The following is a 15,964-nucleotide window of genomic DNA, read 5'->3' as shown; positions in this document are numbered from 1 at the left end:
TTGTGACCCAAATTTGTTGTGCTTTTTTTTATTCAATCAGAAGGCCACTAAAAAAGGTATGCTTTTTCAGTGGCCTCACTAAGAACACGCCTGATTTCTGTACAAACTGCTCAGTTTCTTTATCCCAACACTCACCATTATGGCTTGACCAGGTATTAAATCTGTATCCGTTCCCTTGTTCATCATAGTAGTCTTGGTTCCAAAGCTGATAACTGAAATTTTCTACTTCTTCTTTTGCTTCAAAGGTTAGTAACCATCCATTTAACTAAAAAAAATGAGGCTATATCAGTTTTTTAATCCGATAATAGCCTCTTAACTCATTTTTTATATAACCTAATATAAAGCAACTGAACCATCCGTTCTTGATTCTGTTCCTCCATATAAAACCTGCCCATCTGTTATAATTATCTCACCACGACCAAAAGTTCCAAAATCTGTTGATATTGATATTTCATGCCCTTTTGCTTCTAATGCATTAACTAAATGTATTGGGAATTTCGGTTCAACAATAAATTTTTTACCTTCTATCCATTGCCATCTTGGTGAATCAAGCGCCATTTGTGGGTTCAAATGAAAATCTATGAGATTCATAGCTACTTGAACATGTCCCTGTGGCTGCATATAACCTCCCATTACACCAAAAGGTCCTACCGCTTTATTATCTTTTAGTATAAATCCAGGGATAATTGTATGATAAGTCCTTTTACCTCCTATTACATAATTATAATCTTCTTTATTTAAAGAGAAATCAGCTCCTCTATTTTGCAACGCTATTCCAGTTCCATCAACTACAACGCCGGATCCAAATCCCATATAATTACTCTGAATAAATGATACCATATTCCCATAACCATCAGCTGTACATAAATACACTGTTCCACCTGAAGGTGGTACTCCTGGCTCTGGTTCAATTGCTTTATCTGTTATATGATTTCTTCTTTCATCTGCAAACTCATCACTTAGCAATTGTTCAAATGTTACTCCCATGAACTTAGGATCTGTTACATATTTCTTACCATCAGCAAATGCAAGTTTCATTGCTTCAAATTGTTTATGATATGTATCTACTGAATCCTTAGTAATAAAATCATATTTTTTAAGAATATTTAATGCCATTAATGCTACTATCCCTTGTCCGTTAGGAGGAATTTCACATATTTCATACCCTTTATAATTAACTTTTATTGGTTCTACCCACTCTACTTCATATTGAACTAAATCTTCTTTTCTTAAATAACCACCATATTTTCTAGAACATGCATCAATCTTATCTGCAAGCTCTCCTCTATAAAAACTCTCTGCATCAGTTCTTCCTATCTCTTCAAGAGTTTTAGCATGGTTTTCTAGTTTAATTATTTCACCAACTTTAGGTGCTCTACCTTTTGGTGCAAAAGTTTTAAACCATTCTTTATATTCTTCTGTTGTAAATTCTTTATTATATTTTTCATATGCTTTTCCCCAGTAATGTCCAAGTACTGGAGATATAGGAAACCCATTTCTTGCATAATTTATAGCTGGTTCTAAAACCTCACTCAAAGATAATTTCCCAAATCTTTTTGAAAGAGCTGACCATGTTGCAGGGGTTCCCGGTACTGTTATAGGAGTCCATCCATACTTAGGCATTTTATTATAACCTTTTTTCTTCAATTCATCTGCTGATAAATTTTTAGGAGCAAATCCACTTCCATTTACTCCATAAAGCTTTTCATCATCCTTTATCCATACCAAAGCAAAAGAATCTGCTCCAATACCATTTGAAGTGGGCTCAACTACTGTAAGACATGCTGCCGTTGCTATTGCAGCATCTACAGCATTACCACCCTTTTTTAGAATATCTAATCCCGCATTAGCTGCTAAAGGTTGCGAAGTTGCTACCATTCCATTGGTTGCTATATGCGTATATCTATTAGAGGCATATGGCTGGTAATTACAATTAAATTTCATCTATTTAACTCCTTTCGCTGGATAATGGCACGAAATATAGTGTCCTTCGGACACTTGCCTATATTCAGGCATTACCTTAAAACATAAGTCCTTAGCCCTTGGGCATCTAGTATTAAATGGACACCCTATTGGAGGATTAACAAGACTAGGCACTTCCCCTTCAAGAATATTATATTCAGTAATGCTTTTAACTACTGGTCTTGGAGCAGAATTTAATAAAGAAATTGTGTAAGGATGCATTGGCTTCTCAAACAATTCTTTTGCACTACCCATTTCCATTATATTGCCTAAATACATTACCATAATTCTATCACAAAAATGTTTACTTACAGCTAAATCATGAGTAATAAATACATAAGTAAGATTATATTTATTTTGTATATCTTTTAAAAGCTTTAATACTTGAGCCTGAATAGAAACGTCTAAAGCTGATATTGCCTCATCACATACTATTAGTTCTGGGTTTAACGCAATAGCTCTTGATATTCCTATACGCTGTCTTTGCCCACCACTAAATTGATGTGGATATGAATTATAATGTTCTGGTTTAAGTCCTACTTCTTTCAATAATTCAATTACCTTTTCTTTTCTTTCTTGGTGATTTAAAGATGTATGAATTACAAATACTTCTTCAAGCGTTGTACCTACTCTATGTTTAGGATTAAGCGAAGCAAAGGGATCCTGAAAAATCATCTGCATATCTTTTATATATTTTTTAAATTCTTTATTTGTAACTTTGGTTAGGTCTACTCCCTTATATAAAACTTCACCTTCTGTCGGAGGGTCCATTTGAATTAATGCTCTACCAAGAGTAGATTTTCCACACCCAGATTCACCAACCACTCCAAGAACTTCACCTTTATATATTGTAAAAGTTACTCCATTTACAGCACGTGCATATCTCTCTTTTTTATCAAATAACTTTCCACTTTTTATAGTGAAGTACTTTTTAAGATTGCGTACTTCCATTAATGTTTCATTACTTTGTTTCATTAGTTTCAGCTCCTAAGTGACATATAAAATAGTGGTCTTTAGCACATTGAACTATAGGCAATACATTCTTTCTACTAAAACATTTATCAAATGCTTTAGTACATCTAGTGTTAAATCTGCATCCATCTATTTCTTCTTGAATTGTTGGGAACACTCCTGGAATCGGATTATTGTTAAAAGAATCAGAATCTATGTTAGGTACTGAAGCTAGTAAACCCTTAGTATACGGGTGTTTAGGATTGTTAAATATTTCATATGACGTTCCTTCCTCACATTTCTCTCCAGCATAAAGCACACAAACTCTATCGGCTACTTCAGCAACAACACCCATATCATGTGTAATAAGTATGATACCAATATTTAATTCTTTTTTTAAATCTTCAAGAAGCTTTAAAACTTGAGCCTGTATCGTAACATCAAGAGCTGTTGTTGGTTCATCTGCAATTATTATATCAGGTTCAGCACATAAAACCATTGCTATCATAACTCTTTGCCTTAGTCCACCACTTAGTTGATATGGATATTGTTTAAGTCTTTCCTTAGCTTCTGGAATACCAACTTTCTCTAAATATTCTATTGCCTTTTGTGAAGCTTCTTTACCTTTAATACACTTATGCAATTTGAGTGCTTCCTTTAATTGGTATCCTATTGTAAGAAGTGGATTTAAAGCTGTCATCGGCTCTTGAAAAATCATTCCAATCTTATTACCCCTAAAAGATCTCCTTTCTTTTGTGGATAGCGTTAGTAATTCTTGCCCTTTGAATTTAATACTACCGCCAACGACATTGCCGTTGACAGGTAGTAAATCCATTATAGCTAGGGAAGTTACACTTTTTCCACATCCAGACTCACCAACTATACAGAGTGTTTCCCCTTTAGATAGTTCAAAACTTATTCCTCTAAGTGCAAGAAATTGTTCACCATCAATTCTAAATCCTGCTTTTAAGTCTGTTACTTCTAGTAATTTTCCCATAATATCTTATCTACTTTCTTTCAATATTTTTTATATAGAAGTTTCCACCTGGATCCATTGGGATATCCCCAAGGTCAGATGCATAAGCATAAACATTGTTTGAATGCATTAAAGGGAATACACCATTGTCTTCTATAATTGTTTTATTAGACATATCAAGTGCTTCTAATCTAGTCTTTTCATCAAGTGTTGATTTTGAATCCATTACAAATTGGTCGAATTCAGTATTTTGATAATATGAACGGTTACCATTACCTGCATTATCTGAATGCCAGTTTGGATAAAATAATTCAGAACCATCTCCAGTTAAATTAGACCATCCTAATACAAATAAATCCATTCTATTTTCAATCTTAGTTTCTGAAAGGAATGCACCCCACTCAAGCATTTCAATCTCAACATTCTTAAATCCAGCTTCTAAAAGAGATGCTTGTAGGAACTCAGAAACTTCAGGATATACTGAACTATTTGCTGCCAATATGTGTATTGGTTTATCTGCAAGATTATTATCTGCAACAATTTGTTGTGCCTTAGCCATATCAAAACCAGTTCCATAAGTTTCAGATTTATCATTGTATCCAAATACTTTTGGTCCAATCAATGAATCACTAGCTATCGCAAGTCCATTTTGAGTTGCCACAAAACCTTCTTTATCTATAGCATAAGAAATAGCTTCTCTAACTTCAGGTATCTCTGTCGAACCAGTTTTAGAACTGCTTGCACGTACTCCAATATATGTTACTCTTCCTGAAAGTTCTGATACCAAAGTTACATTAGACATATTTTCAACTCTAGATAAATGTTCCGCTGTTATTCCTTCAAAGAAATCAGATTCTCCTGTTTCTAATTTAGATATTGCAGTAGAAATCTCTGGTACTATATCAACACGAACACTTTTAATAAAAGGTACCTCACCCCAATAGTCTTCATTAGCTTCTAATATTACATGAGAACCAGAAACAAATTCTACAAATTTATATGGACCTGTACCTACGGGTTGAGCCATTAAATCTTGGCTTTCTGCTGCAGTTGGTGAAATAATAGCAGCATTAGCATGTGCAAGTTTTGCTATCATAACCCCATCAGCGTATTTAGTTTTTATCTCCACTTCATAATCTGAAAGTACATTTATTGATTCAACTGATTCCATAATTGATGCTCTTGCAGAACCGTAATCAGGGTCCATTATCTTTTCAAAAGTATACTTTACTGCCTCAGCATTAAACGGAGTACCATCATGGAACTTAATTCCTTCACGTAATTTTATTACCCAAGTCAATTCATCAGGATTAGAATAACTTTCTGCTAATAATGGTTCATAACTTTGCCCATCAAATGATCTTACAAAAAGAGTTTCGTAAATCTGGACATTAACTCTAGATGATGCAGAATCATTTGTTTTTAAAGGATTAAATCCTACAGGTTCTGCTTGAACAACTAATTTGAAATCATCCCTAACTGCAATATCATTATTATTTGTTGAATTATCACTAGTGGATGTTGAACCATTCGTAGTACCACCACAAGCAACCAAAGAAACTGCAAGAACAAGTATTAATAATAAACTAACTATTTTCTTCATTTTTTTATCCCCTTTTTAATTTAATTTTTATAGATTATCACTTAGATTTGGATCTAAGATATCTCTTAGTACATCTCCTAATATGTTAAAGCAAAGCATTGTTATGATAATTGCAACCCCAGGAACAATAATCATATGAGGTGAATCGTATATAAACTCTCTTCCAGCCGCAACCATAGTTCCCCACTCTGATAGTGGTGGCTGAGCTCCTATTCCAAGATAACTCAAAGATGCTATTGAAAGTATAGCTGTAGCCATACGCATAGTAGCATATACTACAATTGATGCTAAACAATTGGGTAAAATATGTATAAAAATTATTCTTAAATCACTGGCCCCTAGAGATTTAATAGCTTTAATATAATCATTCTGTTTAATCTTTAAAGCCTCTCCCCTTACAATCCGTGCAAACATAGGTATTGACCAAATAGAAATTGCTAAAGTAACGTTAACTAACGATGTTCCCATCATAGCCACTATGAGCATTGCAAGCAAAATTCCAGGAAATGAAAACATAATGTCCATAATACGCATTACTACGCTATCAATTTTAGGATAATATGCAGCAAACAAACCCGCTGCAACACCTATAGTCATACCAAAGAGTATAGCAATAAATCCTACAGATAAAGATATTCTGCCTCCATATAAAATTCTTGACCACATATCTCTACCCAAGTTGTCTGTCCCTAATAGATGGATACTTGAATAAAACTCATTACCTTTGCTATCTATAATTAGTTTAGGTGAAAATCCCGGTGCAAGAAGTATTTCTTTTAGGTTTTGAATAGTAGGATCATATGAAGTAAATAATGGCGCTCCAATTATTAGAATAATTTCAATTGTTATAAGAGCGAATGCTATAGTAGCCAATTTATTTCTAAATAATTTTTTAAAAATATTTTTTATATAACTTTCTTTTTCAATAATCTGACTCATATAAACTCCTAACTTTTATAATTTATTCTTGGATCAATTAATACATAAACAATATCTACAAGTAATGTAATTAATATAAAAGAGGCTGCAAAAACTAATACTGAACTCTGCACCACAGTATAATTTCTAACATAAATGGCATTAATCATATATCTACCTAACCCATTTATAGCAAAAACTTGTTCTGTTATCATTGCACCACCTAATAACGCTCCAAACGTTGTACCAAAAACAGTGACAAGAGGTGTAAGTGCATTTTTAAAGGCATGTACCCATATAACTATGCCCTCTCTGACTCCTTTAGCTCTAGCAGTTCTAATATAATCTGATTGAAGCACCTCTAGCATAGCTGAACGACTTAACCTCATAAATACTGCTGCACTTCTAACGCCAAGTGCTATGGCTGGAAGAATTATCTGTTTAAATCCTGTGGGTGTATAAAACCAATGTGTCATGCCTCCAGTAGGAAACCATCCCAGTTTAACAGAGAACACCATAATAAGCATAATTCCTAACCAAAAGTTTGGAATTGAAATACCTAAGAGCGCTGTAGTAGTCGCTAGATAATCTAATATAGAATTTCTCTTAATTGCTGAAATTATTCCTAGTGGTATCCCAATAACTATAGCTACAATCATACTACCAATTGCTAAATTAACTGTATTAGGAAATCTTACTTTTATTTCTTCAAGAATAGGTTGTCTGGACTGAAGTGATGTCCCTAAATCTCCATGTACTAATCCATCAACATATTTACCATATTGCACTAAGAAAGGCTCATTTAAACCTAATGACTGTCGCACATTCTCAATATCTGACTCTGTAGCTGATTCACCAGCGATAAGCTGTGCAGGGTCACCAGGTGCAAAATAAAGACTAGAAAATACTAAAAAAGTTATTCCAATTAACATTATTACCATTTGAAACAATCGTTTTACAATATATTTTTGCATATTTCACCACCTTCCTATTATTTATTATGTTATAAAAATATATTTGAATGTAACAATATCTTAATATAAATAGGCTCTATACATTTAAGTATTTCTTCATATAAATATTTGAGTAATTTTAAATGAAAATCAAACCATATATAAATGCTCCTATTATCATAAAAACAGGATGTACATTGGTAAAATACACTAATGTAAATGCTATAATTCCTAACAAATATGTATGTATACTCCCAAAAGATGTTTTAGCCATTGAAAAAACAACTCCTGAAATCAGAACAACTACCACAGGTCTTACCGCAATCATCATACCTGACAACCAATCACTATCTTTAAATTTATAATATATTGTACTAAGTACTACTATTCCAACAGTACTCGGTATAACTAACCCCATTGTAGCTACTATTAGTCCCACTATACCAGCCGTTTTGTACCCAATTAGAGCAGCTAGTTTTGTAGTAATTGGACCTGGAAGAGAATTCCCAAGCGCATATGAATCAGTAAATTCTTCTATACTCATCCATTTAAGATTTTCTACTATCTCTCTTTGTACCAAAGGAACTGAGGCTTGTCCTCCACCAAAACCAAATAAACCTGTTTTAAAAAAAGCTAGAAAAAGTTCAATTAATTTATCCATACTTAACTTATTTCACATCCTTCCTATAACTTATTTAATAATAAAGTTATTTATGTAACATCTATAAATCTTAAATTACAAGCTGTTACTAGATTTCTTTTTTATTTATACTTATAGTACACAAAAAAAAATATGTTGTAAAATTTAATATACTTTCCTTTTGTAAGTGTATTGATTGTTTTTTGAATAAAGAATTCATCTTGCAAGCATTTTATTTAAAAAAAAATTATATTGGCATTCTATTGTTACTTTATTAATCATTGTGAAGTTTTTTTGCTGATTAATCAAAAAATATATATTTTATTTGCAACTTATTAATAACTCACTAATTTTTATTAATTATCAATTAAATAATGTAAATAAAAAACTGAGGCTATCTCAGTTTTTTATTCTGATACAGCCCCTTATTAATATTTAATAGAATTTATTTTTTTATTCAAAGATACAATATGCAAAATATAAATTATTCATAGTAAGTCTAATGATTTAATTATAGCCTTGCTCCTAATCTTGCTTTAAATCTTGTTACTATTAATCTGCTAGTAACCCTAATTACTCCATCCATAGAGTAAAGTTTCTTATATAAAAAATCATTTAATTCTTCATTTATCCCAATCATAGCGTGTACATGCAGGTTACCAGTACCAGTCATTTGATAAACATCTGTAACATTTTCTATTAAAGCAATTTCATTACCAATTTCATATAACTTTGTAGACTCTACTTCTAAATCAAAAAAAGCTGCTATTTGTTTTCCTGTTTTTCTCAAATTAGTCAGTATAGTATATTTTTCTATAATACCGTTATCTTCTAGACTTTTTATTCTAGCTTTTATTGCTACTCTAGACAAATTGACTAATTTGCTTAATTCTACATACGAAATCCTTGCATTTTGGGATAATTCATATAATATTATTTCATCAATTTCATCTAAATTATTATACTTCATTATATTTTTCCTTTCGCAAAATTTTTTTCGATTTTTAGTATATTACAACATTTTATTAAAATATTCTATTCTATTATATTATATAGTATATATCTTTAATTGTAAACGTTATGGAAATATAGCACGTATTTTTGAGGCTTTTACCAATCTGTCAATGGCAACCATATAGGCACCCATTCTAAATGTGGTATTTTTCTCGATAGCTTTGTCCCATACTTCATTAAATGCTTGTATCATTTTTTTCTCAAGAGTTCTATTAATTGTCTCTTCATCCCAAGTTATTGATTGTATATTTTGTACCCATTCGAAATAAGAAACTACTACACCACCAGCATTTGCTAGAATATCTGGAATAACTTTTACTCCTTTTCTTTGAAGTACCTTATCAGCTTCAGTCGTTGTAGGTCCATTTGCTCCTTCAATTATTATGCTAGCTTTTATACTGTCTACATTATTTTCATTTATTTGATTTTCTAAAGCAGCAGGCACAAGTATATCAGTTTCTACAGCTATAAGTTCTTCATTTGTAATTCTCTCATCGCCGTCTTTTAAAATATAATCACTTAAAAACCTACCTTTTACTTCTGATAAAAACTTTGAAATCTCTTCAATATCTAATCCATTTTTATTGTAAAGTCCGCCAGTCATATCACTTACAGCAACAATCTTGCAACCTTCTCTATGCAATAATTTTGCAGCAGTACCACCAACATTACCCATTCCTTGAACAGCAATTCTTGCACCTAAAACAGGCTGTCCTAATCTATGCAAAATTTCTTTAGCAACAAACATTACTCCTCTTCCTGTTGCTTCACCTCTACCCAAAGATCCACCGATTTCAATAGGTTTCCCAGTAACTACTCCAGGCACTGTGTAACCTTTAAGCATACTGTAAGTATCCATAATCCAGCCCATAACTTCAGCATTTGTATTAACATCGGGAGCTGGAATATCTCTTTCTGGCCCAATAATAGGCAGTATCATTGCAGTATATCTTCTTGTCAATCTCTTCAATTCATTTTTAGTGAGTTCTGCCGGGTCAACCTTAACTCCACCTTTTCCTCCACCATAAGGAATGTTAACTACAGCACATTTTAGACTCATCCAAGCTGCTAGTGCTTTAACTTCATCAATATTCACGTCATGATGATATCTTATCCCGCCTTTACAAGGACCTCTAGAGCTTGAATGTTGTACTCTATAACCTTCAAACACTTTAATACAACCATTATCCATTTCTACAGGAATTGATACTTTTAATTCTCTTTCTGGTGACTTAAGTGCAACATAATCATTTTCCTCTAGATCCAACATTTTTGCTGCCTTGTCTAAAACCTCTAACATATTATCGTATGGATTATAACTTTTAGCCATAATTATTCCCCCTTCTTATAGTTAATAGTTCACAGTGCATAGTTCACAGTTAAAAGTTCAAAGTTAACAATGCTGAGTCAACAGTTTTTTATTAAAATAAAGCTTTATTTTTTTTAAATAAATTGTATTAGTGAAATCTATATAATACTAAAAAGCAATTTTCATACCAAAAATCAAAACTTTTAGATTGGGAAAACTAGCCTTCTTTAAGTAATCGTTTTCTTTTATATCAGGAAAAGGGGTTGAATAGGTTAACCCATTCGACCCCCTTTCCTCTTTTTACACCCCTTTATATCCCATTCGACTCATAACTTTTATCCCTTTTAAGCTAATTTCGCTACCTTTTCTACCTATATTCTTTTTCACATAATCATATTTCTCAAGATGGTTCAGAATTCGTCTAACTTCTTGTTCACTGATAGGAAACCCTTTCTCTATAGCTAAATTGCTTATGCTTCTTCTTCCCATTCGCCTATTATTGGTATAATTCTGATATAAAATATTTAATATATAGATATACTTTTCTCTTTCACTGCCTGATATTTCTACCAATTCCTTTACTTCTATTTTTTCAAAATCTTGATTTTTTATATGCTGAGGAGTTATTGTATAGTTTTCATTTTTTCCATAGCTATTTTTTTCCTCTATAAACTCTCTATCATCTTGAGTATAATAATAATTTTCTTCTTGAATTTGTAGCCCTTCAATGGGTAGATCTTCAATATCTATTATACTTTTTTCTATATTAATAAAATATTCTGCAAAATTCCTGAGTTCCCGAATATTCCCAAGCCATTCATAGTTAAGTAATTTATCTTTAGCTTCATTACTTAATGAATACTTGCCATTGAAATACTTTTTATAAAACTCTAGTATAACTAGAATATCCTCTTTTCTATTTCTCAGCGGAGGTAATTTAAGCGGTAAAACCTTTAGCCTATAAAACAAATCTCTTCTAAAGCTGCCGACTTTAACTAAATCATATAAGTTTCTATTTGTTGCCGCAATTACTCTAATGTCTACAGAAATTATCTTATCTCCACCAAGTCTCATTACTTCTTTTTCCTGAAGAACCCTTAGTAGTTTTACTTGGAGATTCATAGGAATTTCTCCAATCTCATCTAAGAAAATAGTTCCTTTGTGGGCAAGCTCGAATAATCCTGTTTTACCACCTTTTTTAGCCCCTGTAAAAGCTCCCTCTTCATATCCAAACAATTCACTTTCTAGTATATTACCTGGCAAAGATGCGAAATTTACAGCAACAAATTGATAGTTTTTTCTTGGTGAATGGTTGTGAATAGCTTGTGCAAAAAGTTCTTTGCCTGTTCCTGTTTCTCCTTCGATTAGTATAGATGAATTTGAAAACGACATCCTTTTTGCTTTTAAAATTGACTCTTTTAAACATATGCTCTCTCCAATAATATCTTCAAATCTATACTTAGCTATATGCCCTTTGCCTATTATTTTCTTTCTTATTTCATGTTGTCTTTTTTCTGTTTCTCCAAATTCTTTAATAATTATTGTAGCTCCATAAAACCTTCCTGAATTAATAGTAGGATACGCAGACAATACAATATTCTTTCCTTCTATCTTAATAATTTCATCTTTTAAAATCTCTTTTTTTTCAAAAACTTGAGTATAAGTTTGGGTTGATATTAGGTCTGAAATATTCATTTTATCTACGTCTTTATTTTCTAATTTAAGTGTTTGAAGTGCCTCTTTATTATAATCTTCTATATTGCCATTAGTATCAAATATTAAATAACCTTTATCAAAATTATCAAAAAAAGATTTAAATATTCCTTCATAGCTGTTAGTCCTATTAACAAGATACATCAAACTCTTATTATAAGAAATCATTTCTTTATAAGCATTTAATACATCTTTTTCTTTTAGCATTTTCATTAAGTTACAGTCCACACCAATTTCAATAATTGTACCTATACTCATCATAGAAGTACCTATGTCTAAAATATTCAACCTGGTATTCTTCAATTCATATCCTAGAGATATTATTATTCCACTTTCTATTTTTTCATAATCCTCAAAGCTACAAGGTATAATTTCTATATTACTCTTAATTAATTTCCGAATGACAAAGGACATATCTCTAGCCATATCTTTAGTTTCATCAATCAAATACACTTTGTCCTCTTCATAAATATCTTTGAAATCTATTAATTTTAAATAAGCTTCTTTTGTTATAGTTCTTTCAATTATAATAATCTTACTTTTTGAATTCATATGTTTTTTTATTTTTGAATAAAGATAATAGGATGAAATAACTATAACATCTGTTGAGATAACATTATACTCACTTATGTCATTTGCTAGAATACCTTTTATATGTAACTTATCCTCAAAGGTTGTTTTTAATTGATCAATATATACTTTTATCGTTTCAAAATTATAATCTATTATAGTAATTGATTTTTTCAATATTTTGCCTCCTACCGCAAGAGATAAGTATGTAGTTTTAACTAAAGTTTAGTGCGGAGAAGAAAATATGTCAACATCATAAAATGATTGGACTGTGTAAGTAGAATCAGAACTATATGTATAACTAAAAATTTAAGCAATAAACAAACACCAATCCAGCATCAAATAGGCTACTAGATTGGTGTTACATATAAACTTTGTCATATTTGGTTGCAGTCTTCTTTTAGTACCAAAAGCTAGCTATAAACCCCAACTAAATCTTTTCTACGATAAACACTGAGCAACAATCCTAATAAAATCATATTACTTACAAAATTAGATCCACCATAAGATATAAAAGGTAAACTAATCCCCGTTATAGGAAATAGACCTAAATTCATTAGTATACTTGTAATTACCTGCAGAGAAAAAACTGTTATTATTGCAACTGAAATTAATTTTCCATAAGAAGAATGTATCTTTCTTGTAGCTAAAAACATTCGTGAAAAAGTTAAAACAAAAACAATCATAACTACTCCTGCTGCTATCCAACCAAAAGCAGAAACTATATATGCAAAAGCAAACTCTGTGTTCATCTCTGGAATTGCAAAAGAGTTAATACCATTGACATTTATATATAGAGCTTCACTCTTTCCTATAAGTTTTGAACCTGAAAGCATTTTATTTAAATTGGAATTTATATATCCTGATCCATTTGGGTCTGAGGCATAATTAATAAACGAAAGAAGTCTTGTATGCATATAAGGGTTATTTAATAAGTAAAAAAACAGAACTCCTATAAAACCTATAACACCACAATAAATTATTAACAAAAACTCTTTCCGATTTCCTTTAAAATCTTTCCCATTACCAGCCACCCCTAGTATTGCAATATAACCACAACTAAGAAATATAGCATTAGGCATTGATTGTAAAGTACCAGCTATAAGCACAATACTAATAATAGCTAGAAAAGATATCCCCATTAATTTCTTTCTGTAATTTACTGAATCGGATATACAATTATTTAATAATCCTGCAAAAGATAAAAGAAACAATGGAATAAATAGTATAGAAGTTATAATACTAAATGGTCCAATTCGTAAATAGGGCATACCATTAACTCTGATTGAAAAAAATGAACTAAAAAATAAAAAAACTAATGTTGCTACAAAAATATGTAGCGAATATTTTTTTAACTTTGTATAATCGAAAAAATAACACCCTATACAAGCTACAAATCCAATTATCAAATACATTATGTAAGCTTTATATGAAAGGTTTATATTATCAGAACTTGATAGAGATAATAACGTAATTACCCCTATAAACACCATAGCGATAATTAAGGCAACTATAGACCACTCAGTTTTAGGTCTATGTGTTTTATTTAATTTCTTCCCAATCTCAAAGGGGTCTCCCATTTGCTGAACTGCCTTTTTAATCCCTTCATCTTCATTCATACCATTTTCAATGTATTCATTTTTAAGTTCTTCAATGTGTCCTTGTAATTCATTAGCTAGTTCTGGATGAACTTCTTTATACTTGACTTCAGTACATACATCAGATAAAAATTTTGATATAAACTTATTCAATACAAGGACCTCCTATTACTTTATTTACTTTATTAATGTAGTGTTGCCATTCCTTTTGCTTTTTTCCTAAATACTTTTTTCCATCCTTTGTTATCCTATAGTACTTTCGTTTTCTAGCCGAAGTGGTTTCCTCCCAGTAAGCTTCTATCATTCCATCACTTTCTAATGTATGAAGAATAGGATAAAGAGTACCTTCTTTTAGTGTGAATGTATTATCCGAACGCTCTTGTAATTGTTTTATCATCTGGTAACCATACATTTCACTAGTATTTAACAAACTAAGGACAAGCATTGTTGTACTTCCTTTAATAAGTGATTTATCAATTTGCATTAATATACCTCCTTTACATATGCATATGTTATCTATGTATAATGCTAAACATTTTTCCCAGTTTTGTCAAGTATAATATTAGAATTTTGAGGATTAATATTAATACTTTGATTATATGCTTTATTTTTCACAAATAAAAATCCAGCATCAAAATTTCAACGCTGGATTTTTATTAATTTTTATACTTAAATCCTTTTTTATATCTAGCTTTTATTATCTTGAGTTTCTATCACTATACTCAACTCAATTATTTGCAACTTGCATCAAAAACAGTTTAAAAAATCTTTCTAAATATCTTTAAATAATCTTCCTTACCATATGTTCAATATTTCTTCTGATAATAACATATTAAAAGCATTTGCAGAAATCCACATATGAACAGAGGAATCGCAACCAACAATGCAGCTGTTGTGTCACCTATGCATATCAAAATTAAATTCACTGTTAGCATCATAAATATAGTTATCAGCATGGACATCTCAGCCGCTTTTCCTCTTATCATGATGTTTCTTTCATCTTTTTCTTCAATTTTTAGATTTTCATCATTACTAGTAAAGTTAGTCAAATGTAATGCCAAAAATATAACTCCACCTATATCAAATATAACTCCAATAGCCCCCACTAAAATTTTCTGCCCCATAGTTAATGGAATATCAAGTTTTTCATTACCTGAACAGATCATAACCGCAGCAAACCCAATCATAAAAAACAAAATCCCCAATACAAAAAATAATTTTCCTTTTTTATTCATTTTACTTCTCCTCCTTATAAAGATAACGCAAACTTAAATTTATATATACATATACAAAACTCCACGATTTACTCAATTATGAACTTACATAAATTTATTTTGAAGTTGTTTCCCCATAAATAAAAATATCCTCGATTCTCTTACTAAAAAATCCTGAAATTCTAAAAGCTAGTTCTAGTGATGGATTATACTTACCCTTTTCAAGAGAAATAATAGTCTGCCTAGATACCCCCATCAATCTTCCAAACTGTTCTTGGCTCAAACCTTGTTCTTTCCTCAACTCTTCCAAATGATTCTTCATGTTTATGCCTCCTTATGCAAACGTTCCTTTACATCTTATGCAATTTTTATGCACATCCTTTAAGATGTGCATAATTTTTGTTAAGTTACCTTTACATTCTGAATATATCATACCAAATTTATCCTGTCAAGGTTCATTTACATTTTACAGCTCTAACGAGCAAATTTATTTTATAGCTGTAGTAAGCTTAAATTTATCGTTTTAAATTTCAGAAAATTCTA

The 15,964-nt window shown here is 31.1% G+C and carries 14 protein-coding genes; all 14 read right to left on the bottom strand.

Features of this window, described 5'->3' with window-relative positions:
* Window positions 1–333 precede the first annotated feature (333 nt).
* The gene (gene ggt, locus ACVHXK_RS17400) at window positions 334–1,944 is read right to left on the bottom strand and encodes a gamma-glutamyltransferase (RefSeq protein ID WP_461207678.1); all 1,611 of its coding nucleotides are present in this window, start codon (window positions 1,942–1,944) and stop codon (window positions 334–336) included.
* Entirely contained in the window at window positions 1,945–2,937 is a 993-nt protein-coding gene (locus ACVHXK_RS17395; protein WP_461207677.1) for an ABC transporter ATP-binding protein, read from the bottom strand. It lies immediately after the preceding gene.
* A complete protein-coding gene (locus ACVHXK_RS17390) occupies window positions 2,924–3,910 on the bottom strand; it encodes an ABC transporter ATP-binding protein (protein WP_461207676.1) in 987 nt (328 codons plus the stop codon). Before ACVHXK_RS17390 ends, ACVHXK_RS17395 begins: the two co-directional genes overlap by 14 nt.
* Before the next feature lie 10 nt (window positions 3,911–3,920).
* On the bottom strand, window positions 3,921–5,492 hold the full coding sequence (locus tag ACVHXK_RS17385) for an ABC transporter substrate-binding protein (protein ID WP_461207675.1): 1,572 nt from the start codon (window positions 5,490–5,492) through the stop codon (window positions 3,921–3,923).
* A 27-nt stretch (window positions 5,493–5,519) separates the two neighbouring features.
* Window positions 5,520–6,431 (bottom strand): ABC transporter permease, encoded by a 912-nt coding sequence (locus ACVHXK_RS17380; protein ID WP_461207674.1) that lies wholly within the window; start codon window positions 6,429–6,431, stop codon window positions 5,520–5,522.
* 8 nt (window positions 6,432–6,439) lie between these two features.
* Window positions 6,440–7,384: an ABC transporter permease gene (locus ACVHXK_RS17375; RefSeq protein WP_461207673.1), complete on the bottom strand. Its 945-nt coding sequence runs from the start codon at window positions 7,382–7,384 to the stop codon at window positions 6,440–6,442.
* Window positions 7,385–7,502: 118 nt separating this feature from the next.
* The gene (locus tag ACVHXK_RS17370) at window positions 7,503–8,024 is read right to left on the bottom strand and encodes a chromate transporter (RefSeq protein WP_461207672.1); all 522 of its coding nucleotides are present in this window, start codon (window positions 8,022–8,024) and stop codon (window positions 7,503–7,505) included.
* Window positions 8,025–8,514: 490 nt separating this feature from the next.
* Window positions 8,515–8,973, bottom strand: a complete 459-nt coding sequence (locus tag ACVHXK_RS17365) for an Lrp/AsnC family transcriptional regulator (protein WP_461207671.1) — start codon at window positions 8,971–8,973, stop codon at window positions 8,515–8,517.
* 108 nt (window positions 8,974–9,081) lie between these two features.
* Window positions 9,082–10,347 (bottom strand): Glu/Leu/Phe/Val family dehydrogenase, encoded by a 1,266-nt coding sequence (locus ACVHXK_RS17360; RefSeq protein WP_461207670.1) that lies wholly within the window; start codon window positions 10,345–10,347, stop codon window positions 9,082–9,084.
* Between the two features lie 279 nt (window positions 10,348–10,626).
* Entirely contained in the window at window positions 10,627–12,786 is a 2,160-nt protein-coding gene (locus tag ACVHXK_RS17355; protein WP_461207669.1) for a sigma-54 interaction domain-containing protein, read from the bottom strand.
* Between the two features lie 236 nt (window positions 12,787–13,022).
* Window positions 13,023–14,360, bottom strand: a complete 1,338-nt coding sequence (locus tag ACVHXK_RS17350; protein WP_461207668.1) for an FtsW/RodA/SpoVE family cell cycle protein — start codon at window positions 14,358–14,360, stop codon at window positions 13,023–13,025.
* Window positions 14,353–14,691, bottom strand: coding sequence for a PadR family transcriptional regulator (locus tag ACVHXK_RS17345; protein WP_461207667.1), 339 nt, complete (start codon window positions 14,689–14,691; stop codon window positions 14,353–14,355). The genes ACVHXK_RS17350 and ACVHXK_RS17345 overlap by 8 nt, the downstream gene beginning before the upstream one ends.
* A 322-nt stretch (window positions 14,692–15,013) precedes the next feature.
* Complete coding sequence (locus tag ACVHXK_RS17340; protein WP_461207666.1) at window positions 15,014–15,442, bottom strand: hypothetical protein; 429 nt, start codon at window positions 15,440–15,442, stop codon at window positions 15,014–15,016.
* A gap of 94 nt (window positions 15,443–15,536) precedes the next feature.
* Window positions 15,537–15,743, bottom strand: a complete 207-nt coding sequence (locus ACVHXK_RS17335; protein ID WP_461207665.1) for a helix-turn-helix transcriptional regulator — start codon at window positions 15,741–15,743, stop codon at window positions 15,537–15,539.
* Between the last annotated feature and the right edge of the window lie 221 nt (window positions 15,744–15,964).

The sequence above is a fragment of the Clostridium sp. DL1XJH146 genome, assembly GCF_054819755.1.
This window is presented reverse-complemented; position numbering and strand designations above follow the sequence as displayed.